The 15,552-nt window shown below is 73.8% G+C and carries 9 protein-coding genes; 6 read left to right on the forward strand and 3 right to left on the reverse strand.

All coding sequences use genetic code 11. The features are described 5' to 3' along the window. Window positions 1–167 precede the first annotated feature (167 nt). A complete protein-coding gene (locus tag ACGF4C_RS37325; RefSeq protein WP_393572786.1) occupies window positions 168–1,106 on the forward strand; it encodes an LCP family protein in 939 nt (312 codons plus the stop codon). Window positions 1,107–1,270: 164 nt separating this feature from the next. Then, entirely contained in the window at window positions 1,271–2,173 is a 903-nt protein-coding gene (locus tag ACGF4C_RS37330) for a cellulose-binding protein (RefSeq protein WP_393572772.1), read from the forward strand. A 22-nt stretch (window positions 2,174–2,195) separates the two neighbouring features. On the opposite strand, the gene ACGF4C_RS37335 is transcribed toward ACGF4C_RS37330, so the two are convergent. Then, window positions 2,196–3,692 (reverse strand): MFS transporter, encoded by a 1,497-nt coding sequence (locus ACGF4C_RS37335; protein ID WP_393572788.1) that lies wholly within the window; start codon window positions 3,690–3,692, stop codon window positions 2,196–2,198. Between the two features lie 359 nt (window positions 3,693–4,051). Here ACGF4C_RS37335 and mfd point away from each other — a divergent pair, with 359 nt between their 5' ends. Continuing rightward, window positions 4,052–7,600, forward strand: a complete 3,549-nt coding sequence (gene mfd / locus ACGF4C_RS37340) for a transcription-repair coupling factor (protein ID WP_393572774.1) — start codon at window positions 4,052–4,054, stop codon at window positions 7,598–7,600. A gap of 310 nt (window positions 7,601–7,910) precedes the next feature. Here the strand turns inward: mfd and ACGF4C_RS37345 are convergent, their stop codons facing one another. Further along, window positions 7,911–9,437 (reverse strand): DUF2079 domain-containing protein, encoded by a 1,527-nt coding sequence (locus tag ACGF4C_RS37345; RefSeq protein WP_393572776.1) that lies wholly within the window; start codon window positions 9,435–9,437, stop codon window positions 7,911–7,913. Between the two features lie 193 nt (window positions 9,438–9,630). Beyond that, on the reverse strand, window positions 9,631–10,398 hold the full coding sequence (locus ACGF4C_RS37350) for a DUF4190 domain-containing protein (protein ID WP_393572778.1): 768 nt from the start codon (window positions 10,396–10,398) through the stop codon (window positions 9,631–9,633). A gap of 193 nt (window positions 10,399–10,591) precedes the next feature. On the opposite strand from ACGF4C_RS37350, the gene ACGF4C_RS37355 reads away from it, so the two are divergent. The 3 genes from ACGF4C_RS37355 (at window position 10,592) to ACGF4C_RS37365 (ending at window position 15,462) form a co-directional block, all read left to right on the forward strand. Next, window positions 10,592–12,742, forward strand: coding sequence for an N-6 DNA methylase (locus ACGF4C_RS37355; protein WP_393572780.1), 2,151 nt, complete (start codon window positions 10,592–10,594; stop codon window positions 12,740–12,742). A gap of 303 nt (window positions 12,743–13,045) precedes the next feature. Continuing rightward, a complete protein-coding gene (locus tag ACGF4C_RS37360; protein ID WP_393572782.1) occupies window positions 13,046–13,711 on the forward strand; it encodes a hypothetical protein in 666 nt (221 codons plus the stop codon). Continuing rightward, on the forward strand, window positions 13,708–15,462 hold the full coding sequence (locus ACGF4C_RS37365; RefSeq protein WP_393572784.1) for a protein kinase: 1,755 nt from the start codon (window positions 13,708–13,710) through the stop codon (window positions 15,460–15,462). Before ACGF4C_RS37360 ends, ACGF4C_RS37365 begins: the two co-directional genes overlap by 4 nt. Window positions 15,463–15,552: the final 90 nt, after the last annotated feature.

Consider the following 15,552-nt stretch of genomic DNA (forward strand, 5'->3'; position numbering starts at 1 on the left):
CGTGGTCGTCGTCGTGGCCCGGCCCGTCGACGACGCTGTACCGGGCGCGGCGGCCGCCGTGGTGGCACCGGCGGCGGATCGCCCGTTCGCTGCCGGGGCGGCGCCCGCCGCGGCGCCGGGGGACGGGTTCCGGGCCGTCCCGGCTGGCCTGGCTGAAGTGGCTGCTGGTGGCGCTGCTGGTGCTGGTCCTGCTGGTGGTGGCGGGCGGGGTGGGGCTGTATGTGCGGGCGGGGCAGCAGCTGCAGCACGTCGATGCGCTGGGTGACTACGCGGGGCGGCCGGCCGCGGGCCGGGGCACGAACTGGCTGCTGGTCGGTTCGGACAGCCGGGCCGAGCTGACCCCCGAGCAGCGCAAGGAGCTGCACGTCGGCAACAACCAGGTGCGGAACACCGACACGATCATGGTGCTGCACTACGGCGACCACGGCCCCTCGCTGGTGAGCCTGCCGCGCGACAGTTACGTCCCGGTGCCGGGGTACGGCAGCCGGAAGATCAACGAGGCGTATGCGGACGGCGGCCCGCGGCTGCTCACCCGGACGGTGGAGCAGGCGACGGGGCTGCGGATCGACCGGTACGCGGAGGTCAGCTTCCTGGGGCTGGTGCAGGTGGTGGACGCGTTGCCGGACGGGGTGCGGCTGTGTCTGGAGCGGCCGCTGCGGGACGAGAGGTCGGGCGCGGACTTCCCGGCGGGCTGCCGGCGGATGAACGGCACGGAGGCGCTGGCGTACGTCCGGGCGCGGTATGCCGACCCGCAGGGGGACCTCGGACGGGTGAAGCGGCAGCGCCGGCTGATCGGTGCGCTGGCGGACGGGATGACGGACTCGCAGGTGCTGCTCGATCCGTTCCGGCTGCGGCGGGTGCTGGACGTGTCGGTGGCGGCGCTGAGGGTGGATCAGCAGGCCGGAGTGGCGCAGTTGCTGGACATGGGCTGGGCGATGAAGCAGATCGCGGGCGGGAGCGGGGTGGCGACGACGGTGCCGGTGCGGCAGCCGGGGGTGATGGTGGCCGGGGCCGGGTCGGTACTGCTGTGGGACGAAAACGGGGCGAGCCGGTTGTTCCGGGCGTTGCGCCACGATGATCCAATTCCGACTTCTGTCGATAAATAACGCATCCTGGTGCAGTGGGTCGGCCGGAGGGTCGCGAGGGCGCCGCCGCCGGCCGGTCCGAGGAGAAATGCGCGCAACTGCACAGAGGGGCTTGAGGGATGAGTGCATCGGTTTCGCCTCACGGGTTCGAGATCGTACGGGGCCGTGGGTACCGGCCGGAGGATGTGGACCGCCGCTTCGAGGGGCTCTCCATCGACCGTGACTCCTGCTGGGAGCGGGCCGCGCGGCTCACCGTCCTGTGCAACGAGATGGAGGCCGAACTCGCCGAACTGCGGCTCTATCTGGCGAAGCTGCCCCCGCAGACGTACGAATCCCTAGGCAGCGAGGCCCGGTTGATCCTGACCACGGCGGAGTCCGAGGCGGCGCGGCTGCGCAGGGAGGCCGAGGAGTTCGCCGAGGAGGAGCGGGACGGGGCCGAAACGCACGCCAAGAGGGTCCGGGAGTCGGCGGACAAGGCGGCGTCCGCGCTGCGCACCGACGCCGACGAACGGGCCCGGCACACCGAGGAGGTGGCCCGGGACAACGCCACGAAGCTGGTGGCGGCGGCATCCCGGGAGGCCGGGCAGCTGCGCGCGGAGGCCGCCGAGGCGCTGGCCAACGTGGTGCGGCGCACCGACCAGCTGCTCGGCGACCAGGAGAAGCGGCACGCGGAGGAGTGGGACGCGGGCGGGCGGGAGATCGCCGAGCGGGAGGCGGCGCTGGAACGGCTGGTGGCGGAGCTGGACGAGCGGGGTGAGGTGCTGCTCGCCGACGAGCGGAGGCGCTACGCCCAGGCCGAGGAGGCCGCCCGGCACCACCAGGAGGCCGCCGAGGACCAGGCCGCCGAACTGCTGGCGCAGGCCCGGGTCGCGGCGGAACGCATCGAGCGGGCCACGGAGCGGGCGCTGCGGGAGCACGACGAGGAGCGCGAGGAGCTGCGTTCCCACATGGCGCACGTCCGCAACAGCCTGGCGGCGCTGACCGGCAAGGCTCCGGCGCCGGAGGACGACGGCCCGGCCGCCGGTCCCGCCGGTCCCGACGAGGAGGACACCGTGGAGACCCGGGTGCCGCGCCAGGCGGGCGGCTGACCCCGCGCAGGCCCCGGCCCGGCTACGTCCCGCCGGGCTCGGCCTCCGCCGTACGGGCGTCCGCGTGCACCGGGAAGCGCCGCGGGGCGAGCAGGAGCAGGGCGAGCGCGGCGAGCGCGGCGGCCGTGGCGGCGCCGAGGTAGACATGGCCGACGGTGGCGGCGACCGCGCGGCGGAGGTAGTCGGTGGCGTGCGCGGTCAGCGTGCCGGCGTGCTCCAGGGCGTGCGAGACCGCGTCGAGGTCGCCGGGCAGGCCGGGGCGGATGTCGGCCGGGGCGTGGGCCAGGCGGTCCTTGAGGGTGGTGTTGGCGACGGCGCCGAAGAGGGCGGCGCCGACGGACTGGCCGACCTGGCGGCAGAAGAGTATGGACGCGGTGGCGGTGCCGCGCTCGGCGTAGCCGACGGAGGACTGCACGCCGATGATCAGCGGCAGCTGGAAGAGGCCGAGGGCGGCGCCCAGCGCCAGCATGATCAGCGCGGGCTGCCAGGCCGCGCCGGGATAGGGCAGCAGCGGGAAGGCGAGCAGGACCAGCCCGGCCGCGCCGATGCCGAGCAGGGCGCAGTTGCGGATGCCGAGGCGGTTGTAGACGTGGCTGCTCAGGGCCGCCGACACCGGCCAGCTCAGGGTCATCACGGACAGTACGAAACCGGCCGCGATCGGGCCCAGGCCCAGTACCGACTGGGCGTAGGTGGGCAGGAAGACGGTGGGGGCGACCATCAGCAGGCCGAGCGCCCCCAGGGCGAGGTTGACCGCGGAGATGGTGCGGCGGCGCCACACCCAGCCGGGGATGATCGGCTCGGCGGCGCGCCGTTCGATCAGGACGGTGGCCGCGCCGCACCCCGCGCTGCCGGCGAACAGCAGCAGGGACGGGGTGGAGAGCCAGGCCCAGGCGACGCCGCCCTGGACCAGGGCGGTCAGCAGCAGCCCGCCGCAGGCGAAGATCGCCAGCGCGCCGGGCCAGTCCACCCGGGGCCGGCCGCCACCACGGCCGGTGGCGCGCTGCGGCTCCGTGAAGTGCCGCCCGACCAGCCACAGCGCCACCGCGCCCACCGGCACGTTGACCAGGAAGATCCACCGCCAGTCCGCGTAGGCGGCGAGCAGTCCGCCGAGCGCCGGCCCGGCGATCGCCGAGGTGGCCCAGACGCCGGAGAGCCTGGCCTGGATCTTGGGGCGTTCCTTCATCGGGTAGAGGTCGGCGGCGATGGTCTGCACGGTGCCCTGGAGGGCGCCGCCGCCCAGGCCCTGCAGTACCCGGAAGGCGATCAGCGACGCCATGTTCCAGGCGGCGGCGCAGGCCAGTGAGCCGGCGAGGAAGAGCACGATGCCGGTGATCAGGATGGGCTTGCGGCCGAAGGTGTCGGAGAGCTTGCCGTAGACGGGCAGGGTGACGGTGACGGCCAGCAGGTAGCCGGAGAACAGCCAGGAGAAGACCGCGAAGCCACCGAGGTCGCCGACGATCTGGGGGACGGCGGTGGCGATGATCGTGGAGTCCAGCGCGGCCAGTGCCATGCCGAGCATCAGGGCGGCGACGACCGGGCCGCGCCGCTCGCTGCGGGCGCTGCCGGGCTCCGGCGCCGGCGTCCGCGGGCCGCCCGTGCCCCGGTCCGTGGGGCTGTCGCTGCCCCTGGTCGTGCGGCTCATGGGTCCCCCTCCGCTTCCCTGCCACCGTTGTGTGTAATGGGCACCGTTCCCGCCCCAGCCTTCCATGCCGGACCGGGATCCGGAACGGGACCACCAGGCGGTCCGCCCCCCGTCCGGGCCCGGTCTGCTCGGGCGGCGGTTTGTCGGCGGTCGGGCGTATCGTGGGCAACCCCCGCCCGTGTGACGTCGCGGGCTGTTCGCGTTGTTCGCCTCGCTTGCTGGGACGGAAGCCTTTCATGAGCCTGACTGGTCTGCTCGACGCCGTCGTACGGGACCCGGCGCTCGCCGAAGCGGTCCGGGCCGCGGCCGACGGACGCCGCCCGCACGTGGATCTCGTCGGCCCGCCGGCCGCCCGCCCGTTCGTGATCGCCGCGCTCGCCCGCGAGGCACAGCGCCCGGTGCTGGCGGTCACCGCCACCGGCCGGGAGGCGGAGGACCTCGCCGCCGCGCTGCGCAGCCTGATGCCGGCCGGCGAGGACAACTCCGTCGTGGAGTTCCCCTCCTGGGAGACGCTGCCGCACGAGCGGCTCTCCCCGCGCTCGGACACCGTCGGCCGGCGCCTGGCGGTGCTCCGCCGGCTCACCCACCCCAGCCCGGACGACCCCACCGCGGGCCCCGTCTCGGTCGTCGTCGCGCCGATCCGCTCGGTGCTCCAGCCGCAGGTCAAGGGCCTGGGCGACCTGGCGCCGGTCAGTCTGCGCACGGGGCAGACCGCCGACCTGGAGGAGATCGTCGACGGACTGGCGGCGGCCGCCTACGCCCGCGTCGAACTGGTCGAGAAGCGCGGCGAGTTCGCGGTCCGCGGCGGCATCCTGGACGTCTTCCCGCCCACCGAGGAGCACCCGCTCCGGATCGAGTTCTGGGGCGACGACGTCGAGGAGATCCGCTACTTCAAGGTCGCCGACCAGCGCTCCCTGGAGATCGCCGAGCACGGCCTGTGGGCGCCGCCCTGCCGTGAGCTGCTGCTCACCGAGGACGTCCGCAACCGCGCCGCCGCCCTCGCCGAACAGCACCCGGAGCTGGGCGAACTCCTCGGCAAGATCGCCGAGGGCATCGCGGTCGAAGGCATGGAGTCGCTCGCGCCGGTCCTCGTCGACGAGATGGAGCTGCTGCTCGACGTCCTGCCCAAGGGCTCCATGGCCGTGGTCTGCGACCCGGAGCGGGTGCGCACCCGGGCCGCCGACCTGGTGGCGACCAGCCAGGAGTTCCTGCAGGCCAGCTGGGCCGCGACGGCGGGCGGCGGGGACGCGCCCATCGACGTCGGCGCGGCGTCCCTGTGGGGCATCGCGGATGTCCGCGACCGGGCCCGTGAGCTGGACATGATGTGGTGGTCGGTCACGCCGTTCGCCTCCGGGGAGGACCCGGACGCCGAGGACGACGGCGACACCCTCAAGCTGGGCCTGCAGGCCCCCGAGACGTACCGCGGTGACACCCAGCGGGCGCTGGCCGACACCAAGCAGTGGCTCGCCGACGGCTGGCGCACGGTCTACGTCACCGAGGCGCACGGCCCCGCGGCCCGCACGGTCGAGGTCCTCGGCGGCGAGGGCATCGCCGCCCGCCTCGACGCCGACCTCCCCGAGATCTCGCCCGCCCTGGTCCATGTCGCCTGCGGCTCCCTCGACAACGGCTTCATCGCTCCGCAGCTCCAGCTGGCCGTGCTGACCGAGACCGACCTGTCCGGCCAGAAGGCGGCCGGCAAGGACGGCCAGCGGATGCCGGCCCGGCGCCGCAAGACCATCGACCCGCTCACCCTCGAAGCGGGCGACTACATCGTCCACGAGCAGCACGGCGTGGGCCGCTACATCGAAATGGTGCAGCGCACGGTCCAGGGCGCGACCCGCGAGTACCTCCTCGTCGAGTACGCGCCCGCCAAGCGCGGCCAGCCCGGCGACCGCCTCTACATCCCCACCGACCAGCTGGAGCAGGTCACCAAGTACGTGGGCGGCGAGGCCCCGACCCTGCACCGGCTCGGCGGCGCCGACTGGACCAAGACCAAGGCGCGCGCCAAGAAGGCCGTCAAGGAGATCGCCGCGGACCTGATCAAGCTGTACTCGGCCCGGATGGCGGCCCCCGGCCACACCTTCGGCCCGGACACCCCCTGGCAGCGCGAGCTGGAGGACGCCTTCCCGTACGCGGAGACGCCCGACCAGCTCACCACCATCGCCGAGGTCAAGGAGGACATGGAGAAGTCGGTCCCGATGGACCGGCTGATCTGCGGCGACGTCGGCTATGGCAAAACCGAGATCGCGGTCCGCGCCGCCTTCAAGGCGGTCCAGGACGGCAAGCAGGTCGCGGTTCTGGTTCCGACCACGCTGCTCGTCCAGCAGCACTACGGCACCTTCACCGAGCGGTACGGCCAGTTCCCGGTCAGCGTCAAGGCGCTGTCCCGCTTCCAGACCGACACCGAGGCCAAGGCGACCCTGGAGGGCCTGCGGGAGGGCGCCGTCGACATCGTCATCGGCACCCACCGCCTGTTCTCCTCCGAGACCAAGTTCAAGGACCTGGGCCTGGTCATCGTCGACGAGGAGCAGCGCTTCGGCGTCGAGCACAAGGAGCAGCTGAAGAAGCTCCGCGCCAACGTCGACGTGCTGACCATGTCGGCCACGCCGATCCCCCGCACCCTGGAGATGGCGGTCACCGGCATCCGCGAGATGTCCACGATCACCACCCCGCCCGAGGAGCGGCACCCGGTCCTGACCTTCGTCGGCCCCTACGAGCAGAAGCAGATCGGCGCCGCCATCCGCCGCGAACTGCTCCGCGAGGGCCAGGTCTTCTACATCCACAACCGCGTCGAGTCCATCGACCGCGCCGCCGCCCGCCTCCGCGAGATCGTCCCCGAGGCTCGGATCGCCACCGCCCACGGCCAGATGTCCGAAACGGCCCTGGAACAGGTCGTGGTGGACTTCTGGGAGAAGAAGTTCGACGTCCTGGTCTCCACCACGATCGTCGAGTCCGGCATCGACATCTCCAACGCCAACACGCTGATCGTCGAGCGCGGCGACAACTTCGGCCTGTCGCAGCTGCACCAGCTCCGCGGCCGGGTCGGCCGCGGTCGCGAACGCGGCTACGCGTACTTCCTCTACCCGCCCGAGAAGCCGCTGACCGAGACCGCCCACGAGCGGCTCGCCACGATCGCCCAGCACACCGAGATGGGCGCCGGCATGTACGTCGCCATGAAGGACCTGGAGATCCGCGGCGCCGGCAACCTCCTCGGCGGCGAACAGTCCGGCCACATCGCCGGCGTCGGCTTCGACCTCTACGTCCGCATGGTCGGCGAGGCCGTCGCCGACTACCGGGCCTCCCTGGAGGGCGGGGTCGAGGAGGAGCCGCCTCTGGAGGTCAAGATCGAGCTCCCCGTCGACGCGCACGTCCCGCACGACTACGCCCCCGGCGAGCGGCTCCGCCTCCAGGCCTACCGCGCGATTGCCTCCGCGAATTCCGAGGAGGACATCGCCGCGGTCCGCGAGGAGCTCACCGACCGCTACGGCAAGCTGCCCGAGCCGGTCGAGAACCTCCTGCTCGTCGCCGGCCTGCGGATGCTGGCCCGTTCCTGCGGCGTCTCGGACATCACCCTCCAGGGCGCCAACATCCGCTTCGGCCCGGTCGAACTCCGCGAGTCCCAGGAACTCCGCCTGAAGCGGTTGTACCCGCGTACGGTCCTGAAGCCGGCCACTCACCAGATTCTGGTTCCGCGGCCCACGACGGCCAAGATCGGCGGCAAGCCGGTGGTGGGGCGTCAGCTTCTCGCCTGGGTGGGCGAGTTCCTGACGACGGTTTTGAGCTAGCCGTACGTTTTTGGCTTGCCTCCCACGTTTTCGGCTGGCCCGCCGTGGGCGTTGCTGTCTTTCCCGCCTTCGGCGGGGTGGGGTTTAGGGCCGGGGGCGCCTGGTGGGTGGTGGGTGCCGGGTTCGGCCCTCCGGCGCCTGTGTTGTGGACGTAAAGCGAAGCAGTCCGGAAACCCGCCCCCGGAGGACCACACCCGGCACACCCACCAACCGAGCGCCCCCCGGCCCAAGCCCCCACGCCCGCCGAAGGCGGAAGAACCGCAACCCCCACGGCGGGCCAGCCGACAACGTGGGAGGCAAGCCCTACGGGTCAGCCGGCGGAAGTCCTCCGAAGAACAAGGACATCGGCCGCCCCGCCGAGAACGACGTAGTGCGCCCGCGGATGCCGGGCAACGGCATCCGCGACCGCCTGGCGCACCGTGTGCCCGTCCCGCAGCTGGACCGCGATGTAGCCGGGCGCCAAGCCCCCCGTGTTGCCGAGCCAGAAGACGCGCGTGTGGTCGGTGAGCCGGCTCAGGGGGCGGATGTCGGATTCGACGGTGGCGCCGTCGGGGATCCGGGAGAGCAGCCGTGCCGCGGCGGCGACGTCCGGCGGCGTGCGGTACGTCGCGGACTCGGTGAGCCGCGCCAGCGGCAGGTTGGCGGTCAGCGCGAGGGCCGCGGCGAGGGCGGCGGCCGGCAGGTGGTGGGCATAGGAGCGCAGCCAGGGGCGGGCGGAGACCCGGGCCCGGGGGAGCGCGTCGACCAGGGCGAGGAAGACCACCGGCATCAGGACGGCGTTGTAGTGCCAGTCGATGCCCCAGTAGTGGGGTTCGTGGGAGAGGAACCGCCAGCCCAGGGTGGGCAGCGCGACCAGGATGAGGGGGGAGCGCAGGGCGAGCAGGCCGGTGGTGGGGAGCAGTACCCACAGGGTGGTGCGCAGCGCCGTGTCGAGGGGGATCGTCGCGCCGCCGCCGTCGGCGCCGAACTTGGCCCAGTAGTCGTAGGAGCCGGACCCGTTGAAGGACGGGATGAGGACGCCGAGGGTGAGGGCGGCGGCGCCGAGGCCGAAGCCGACCAGCGCGATGGGGAGGGGGCTCGCCCTCCGGGTGCGTATCAGGGCGAGGGCCCCGATGGCGGCGGCGGTGACGCCCAGGTCCTCCTTGACCAGGACCAGCGGCGCCGCCCAGCAGACCGCCGCGGTCCAGCGGCCGCGGAGCACCGCTTCGAGGGCGAAGGCCAGCAGCGGCAGGGCGAACGCGATCTCGTGGAAGTCGAAGTCGACGGCCTTCTGCAGGCCCCAGGAGGTGCCGTACGCGATGCCGAGGGCGAGGCCGGGGAGGCGGCCGAGGGCGCGGGCCGCGGCGCGGGTGACCGGTATGACGGACACCGCGAACAGCGCGGCCTGGGCTATCAGCAGGGTCAGTGAGGAGGGGAAGACGCGATAGAGGGGGGCGAGCAGGACCAGTACGGGGCTGAAGTGGTCGCCGAGGATGTTGGTGCCGGGGCCCTTGAGGTCGACGATCGGCGCCCGGAAGTGGGCGTAGCCGCGTATCGCCTGTTCGAAGATGCCCAGGTCCCAGGAGGACGTGGACAGGGTCCGGAAGCGGTGCAGGGCCAGCAGCGCGAAGGCGAGGAAGAAGAGGAGGGCGGCCCAGTACGGGTCGAGGCGGGGCACATGCAGCGGGGCCGCCCGGTCCAGCAGTCGGCGGGCGGTGTGCCGGAGGGGGCCGGCGGGCGGCCCGGGGGCGGTGGTCGCGGCCGGGTCGGCGGCGGTCCGGGGCGGCGGCACGGTGCGGCCGTCCTGCCCCAGGTCCCGTCCGGGGGCACCCCCGGCCGTTGCGGCGGCCGTGTCCATCAGGGTCCTCACTCACTCTCAACTGCCGGAAAGGTACCTGACGCGGCCGGCCCGGGGACCAGGTGCCCGTCGGGCAGTGAGTCAGACGCCGCGCCGGCACGGTCCGTTCCCGGCGGCCGGACGGCGCCCGGCCCGGCACCGCGGGTCGCGGTGCCGGGCCGGGAGGGCGAGGAGGGGGCGGGGCCCCGGTGCGTCAGAGCGCCAGCTTCCAGTTCGCCGGGTCGAGCAGCAGGTCCGGCGTGATCTTGAGTTCGAGCTCCTTGGCGGTCGGCGGGGCGTCGAAGACCATGTCCACCTTGGAGGACTCGTTGGGGCTGAGCGTCTTCTCGAAGTCGTGGTGCAGGATGCCGTGCTTGTCGTCGGCGACCTCCTCGGACTTCTTGCCGTCGGCCTCCGCGTCGGTCGTCATCAGCGGGTTGGTGTAGGCCTTGGAGCCGGTGTTCTTGAGCGTGACGGTGACCTTCCAGGCCTTGTTGCCCTCGGTGTGGCCGTCGATGAGGGTGTTCTTGTCGACGGTGTACGGGGTCGGCTTGGAGACGGACACCTCAAGGCCGTTGTTGTACTTCGCGGCCTCACCCGCGCCCAGGTCCTTGATGTTGCTGCTGCTGCCCGACTGCTTCTCGTACTCCTTGTGCACCTCGTCGACGGCCTTGTTGACGGCCATCAGCGTGACGATGACCCCGACGACCGCGAGGACGAGCGAGAGCGCGCCGAGGATCGTGCCGGTGATCGCCACGCCCTTGTTGGTGGCCTGGCCCTTCTTGGCCCGGCTCATGCCCACCAGGCCGAAGATCAGGGCCAGGATGCCCAGGGGCCCGGCCAGCCAGAACAGGATCATCGGGATACCGCTGAGGGCGCCGATGATGCCGAGGATCAGGGCGGCGACGCCGAGACCGTTACGGGCCTGCTGCGGGGCGGCGTGCCCCTGCGGGGCGGGCTGGAAGTGCATCTGCTGGGACATGCGTGGGAGCCCCTTCCGGGCTGGTGGATCGAAGACCGTTGCGGTGATGGGTCAATAACAGCAGAGCCTGTGAACCGAGTCAACATGAATGAGAGAAGTGGATTGGTTCACGCTGTGAAGGGGGAGAATCCTGGCGGATGGGTATGCTGACCGACACAGCGTCGGGGGTCACAGGAGGTCGGGGGTTCACGGAATGGGAGTCAGCCAGGTGCCGCACAACGCGTCAGCGGACCAGGGGGCGGACAGCCGCCCGACCGAGGTGACCGCCGCCGGCATCGCCCGGCTCGCCGGCGTCGGCCGGGCCGCGGTCAGCAACTGGCGGCGCCGCCACGCCGACTTCCCCAAGCCCGTCGGCGGCACCGAGACCAGCCCCGCCTTCGCCCTCCGCGACATCGAGCAATGGCTGCGTGACCAGGGCAAACTCGCCGAGGTCCCGCTGCGCGAACGGGTCTGGCAGCAGCTCGTCGGACACCCCGCGGGCGCCGCCGCAGCGCTCCGCCAGGCCGGCGCCGTCCTGCTGCTCGCCCACGACCGGCCCGCCGCCTGGCAGCAGCTGCGCGGCGCCGCCGACGACACCGAGCTCACCGGCGTGCTGCCCGCGATGCTCGACTCCGTGCTCGCCGCCCGGCTCGGCCCCGGCCACCCCGTCCGCGGCCTCACCCGCGAGGCGCTCGCCCCCTCCGCCGCACTCGTACGCTCCACCGGCGAGCTCGCGACCCTGGACGGCGCCCCCGAGGCGTACGCCTTCCTGCTTGGCCGCCACCTGGACGCCAACCCCCGGCAGTACACCCTCACCCCGCCGGGACCGGCCGCGCTGATGGCCGAACTCGCGGCCGTGGCAGGCCCGTTGACCACCGTCCTCGACCCGGCCTGCGGCGCCGGCGCGCTGCTCGCCGCCGCCCGCGAGCGCACCGCCGACGAGACCGGCGGCACCGCCGTCACCCTCCACGGCCAGGAGCTGGACCCCGACCTCGCCGCGCTCACCGCGCTCCGCCTCGCCCTCGGCGCCCCCGCCGCCGAGGTCCGGGTGCGCGCCGCGGACACCCTGCGCGCCGACACCTTCCCCGACCTCACCGCGGACGCCGTGCTCGTCCACCCGCCGTTCAACGAACGCAACTGGGGCCACGACGAACTCGCCTACGACCCGCGCTGGGAGTACGGCTTCCCGGCCCGCACCGAATCCGAACTCGCCTGGGTCCAGCACGCCCTGGCCCGGCTGCGCGAGGGCGGCACCGCCGTCGTGCTGATGCCGCCCGCCGCCGCGTCCCGCCGCTCCGGCCGCCGGATCCGCGCCGACCTGCTGCGCCGCGGCGCACTGCGCGCGGTCATCGCACTGCCGGCCGGTGCCGCCCCGCCCAACGGCGTCCCGCTGCACCTGTGGGTGCTGCGCAGGCCCGGCGGCACCACCCCGCCCACCCCGCAGCTCCTCGTCGTCGACACCGCCGACCTCACCGCCGGCGCCGCCGCCGGCCGGGACCGGCCCGACTGGCAGACCGTCCGGGACACCGCCGTGGAGGCCTGGCGGGCCTTCGACCGCGACGGCGGCATCGAGGAACGGCCCGGCGTCCGGCGCTCGCTGGCCGCCATCGACCTCCTCGACGACGACGTCGACCTGGCCCCGGCCCGGCACCTCCCGCCGCCCGCCGCGGCCGGCGGTCCGGCCGCACTCGCCGAGGTGCACGACCGGCTGACCGAAACCCTCGCCCGGACCACCCAGCTCACCCCCCGGCCCGCCGACGCCGACACCGGACCGGCCCGCTGGCCGCTGACCACCGTCGGCGAACTCGCCCGCTCCGGCGCCCTGGTGCTGCGCACCGGCGGCCCCGGCACCGCACCGGCCGAGGGGCCGGACGCACCCCCGGTCCTCACCGACCACGACGTCATCGCCGGCGGCGCCCCCTCCGGCGCCCTGCCCGAGGCGCCCGCCTCCGGGCCGGCCGAGGAACCCGTCCTGCTCCGCGAGGGCGACGTCGTCGTCCCGGTCCTCGGCGGCGGCGCCATCGCCCGGGTCGTCGACCCGGCCACCGCCGGCGCCGCCCTCGGCCGCAACCTCACCCTGCTGCGCCCCGACCCGGCCGCCCTGGACCCGTGGTTCCTCGCCGGCTTCCTGCGCGGCACCGCCAACAACCGCCAGGCCAGCAGCTACGCCTCCACCGCCACCCGGCTCGACGTCCGCCGCCTCCAGCTGCCCCGGCTCCCGCTGGCCGAACAGCGCCGCTACGGCAGCCGGTTCAGCGACCTGGCCACCTTCGAAAGCACCCTGCGCCAGGCCACCCGGCTCGGCGAACAGCTGGTGCAGGGCCTCTACGACGGGCTGACGGACGGGTCGGTCACACCGGACTGACGGGCCGACGGGTACGCACCCGGTTCGCTTGTCACGACACCGGTCGCCACCGGCCGACGGACGGATCGGGTATAGCGGACGGACCGGCGGAAGGGCGGGACCTGGGGCGGCCGGCGCTCCGCCGCAGGTCGCAGAATGGGCCCGGCACATCGCCCGGTCCATTCCGTACAACCCCGCACACGCGCCCGGTGTCGTATATACGCTCGCTAGGCACGTGCGGTGCTGGGCGCACCACCGCCGGCGTGCCAGGCCGCCGTGTCAGCACGGCCCCACCGGCCACGAACCGATCCGTCAGGAGCAGTGATGCACGGCCCCGTCCCGGCCCACCCGCCGCACCGTCCCCCCGCGCAGGGCACGGTCATCCTGCTGCGGGTGGTGTTCGTGGCCACCGCTGTGCTCAGCCTGGGGCTGCTGGCCTGGGTGCCGATGTTGCGGGCCGCGATCGTGCAGCGCGGGCAGCTGGGCTGGTGGCTGTTCGGCGGTGACCTGGTGGCGGTCATCGGCGCCTGCGTGCTGATCACCAGCTACGCCGAGACGGACTGGCGCACCAACGTCGGCGTGGGCCTGCTGCTGATGCAGATCGCCGCGGCCGTGGCCTACTACCTCGTCGTCGACACCCGTGCCCGGCGCACCGCCGCCCCCGGCGCCGGCCACGTCCCGGCGGCCTACCCGGGCCTCGCGGGCATCCCGGGCACCCCGCCCCTCGCGCACCCCTACGGCCCGCCGCAGCCGCCCGCACCGGGCGCCTTCCACAGCCGGGAGACCCAGCCGTACCAGGGCCCCCGCCCGGCCAACCCGTACGCCGTCACCGAGACCCGGCTGCCCCCGCCGCCGGCACCCGGCCACCACCCCGCGCCCGCCCCGTACCTCCCCGCGCCCCAGGAGCGTCCGCAGCCGCAGCGCATCGACCGGGTGCGGGCCGAACTCGACGAGCTCAGCGACTACCTCCGCAAGGAGGAAGGGCGGTGAACGGCCGGGTCATCGGCGACCGTTACGAACTCTCCGCGCTGCTCGGCCAGGGCGGGATGGGCCAGGTCTGGATCGGCTACGACCGCCGGCTGGACCGCCGGGTCGGCGTCAAGCTGCTGCGCCCGGACCGGGTGGCCGGCACCCCCGACGGCGAGGAGATGCGGCGCCGCTTCGTCCGCGAGTGCCGGGTCACCGCGCAGGTCGACCACCCCGGCCTGGTCACCGTCCACGACGCCGGCAGCGACGGCGAGGACCTCTACCTGGTCATGCAGTACGTCGAGGGCGCCGACCTCTCCGACCACCTCGCCGAGCACGACCCCTACCCCTGGCCCTGGGCGGTCTCGGTCGCCGCCCAGCTCTGTGCCGTGCTCGCCTCCGTCCACGCCGTGCCGATCGTCCACCGCGACCTCAAGCCCCGGAACGTCATGATCCGCCCGGATGGTTCCCTGGTCGTCCTCGACCTCGGCATCGCCTCCGCGCTGGACACCGACACCACCCGCCTCACGCACACCGGCTCGCCCATCGGCAGCCCCGCCTACATGGCCCCCGAGCAGGCCATGGGCGGCGCGGTCGGCCCGTACACCGACCTCTACGCGCTGGGTGTCCTGCTGCACGAACTTCTCAGCGGTGAGGTGCCGTTCGCCGGGTCGACGGCCCTCGGGGTGCTCCACCGCCACCTCCACGAGGAGCCCGTGCCGGTGCGGAAGCTCCGCCCCGACGTCCCCGAGGCCCTCGAAGCCCTCGTGCTGCACCTCCTCCGCAAGGACCCGCAGGCCCGCCCCGCCGACGCGCAGGAGGTCTACCAGGCCCTGGCCCCCCTCCTGCCCACCGCCACCGTGGGCTCCCCGGCGACCCCGCCCGCACCGCTCGCCCCCATGGACCCCACCCGTCCCTTCCGCCACCCCCAGGCTCCCTGGCCCCTCCGCTCCTCCCACACCCCGACCCCCACCGCCCTCTCCACCCCCCAGACGTCGGCACCGCCCCCGCCCGCCGGCCCGGCCGACCCCCGCGTCTCCGCCCTCTCGGGTGCGCTGACGTCCGGTGGCGCGGTGAACTCCGGCCCGAACTCCGCCCCGAACGCACCGGGCCCGCCGCCACCCGCGGCGACCGGCACCTCCCGCCCGCCCGGCGCCTGGACCTCCGCCGCCACCCCCCTGGTGCCCCCGCCCCCGTCGTCTCCCCCCTCCACCGGACCGGACGTCGCGGCCGCCGTCGACGAGGTCAAGAACCTGCTCGACCAGGGCCGGATCACCCACGCCGTGGACATCCTCGGCAACATCCTCCCGGCCGCCGCCGAGCGGCACGGCGCCCACTCCCCGGTCGTCCGCACCCTGCGCAAGCAGTACGCCGCGACCCTCATGGACGACGGCCAGTACCGCCGGGCACTGCCCGAACTCCGGCTGCTGGCCGAGGAGTACGCCAAGGAATCCGGCGCCGGCGCCACCCGCCAGGCCCTCCAGTTCCACTACGAGGCCGCCCAGTGCCTCGAACAGCTCGGCGAGGTCGCCCAGGCCCTGGAGGAATTCCGCGCCCTGCTGCCCTACTTCGAGCACTACGCCGACGACCCCCTCCGCCCCCTGGAAATCCGCCGCTCCATCGGCCACCTGCTCCTCGCCCAGGGCGAACGCGGCGCCGCCCAGGAGACCCTCTCCCGCCTCCTCTACGACGCCGAACGCCTCCACGGCCCCCACCACGCCTTCCCCACCGAACTCCGCCGCACCCTGTACTGGCTGAGCCAGGTGCAGGGCTAGATGAATGAGTCCTATGTTCATGCTGGCCGCGACCATGGCGAAGGGCGCCCGTTGGCTCGTGTGTGACGACAAACCTGGACGCCCTTCTGG

Origin of the sequence: Streptomyces sp. NPDC048197, from assembly GCF_043202395.1 — a bacterium.
Taxonomy (GTDB): Bacteria; Actinomycetota; Actinomycetes; order Streptomycetales; family Streptomycetaceae; genus Streptomyces; species Streptomyces siderophoricus.

What these genes read in the sequence shown, in the direction of transcription:
- ACGF4C_RS37335 (WP_393572788.1), bottom strand. Translation starts at nt 3,692, where the DNA reads ATGCTCGGCATGGCACTGGCCGCGCTGGACTCCACGATCATCGCCACC.
- mfd (WP_393572774.1), top strand. Translation starts at nt 4,052, where the DNA reads ATGAGCCTGACTGGTCTGCTCGACGCCGTCGTACGGGACCCGGCGCTC.
- ACGF4C_RS37350 (WP_393572778.1), bottom strand. Translation starts at nt 10,398, where the DNA reads ATGTCCCAGCAGATGCACTTCCAGCCCGCCCCGCAGGGGCACGCCGCC.
- ACGF4C_RS37345 (WP_393572776.1), bottom strand. Translation starts at nt 9,437, where the DNA reads ATGGACACGGCCGCCGCAACGGCCGGGGGTGCCCCCGGACGGGACCTG.
- ACGF4C_RS37360 (WP_393572782.1), top strand. Translation starts at nt 13,046, where the DNA reads ATGCACGGCCCCGTCCCGGCCCACCCGCCGCACCGTCCCCCCGCGCAG.
- ACGF4C_RS37355 (WP_393572780.1), top strand. Translation starts at nt 10,592, where the DNA reads ATGGGAGTCAGCCAGGTGCCGCACAACGCGTCAGCGGACCAGGGGGCG.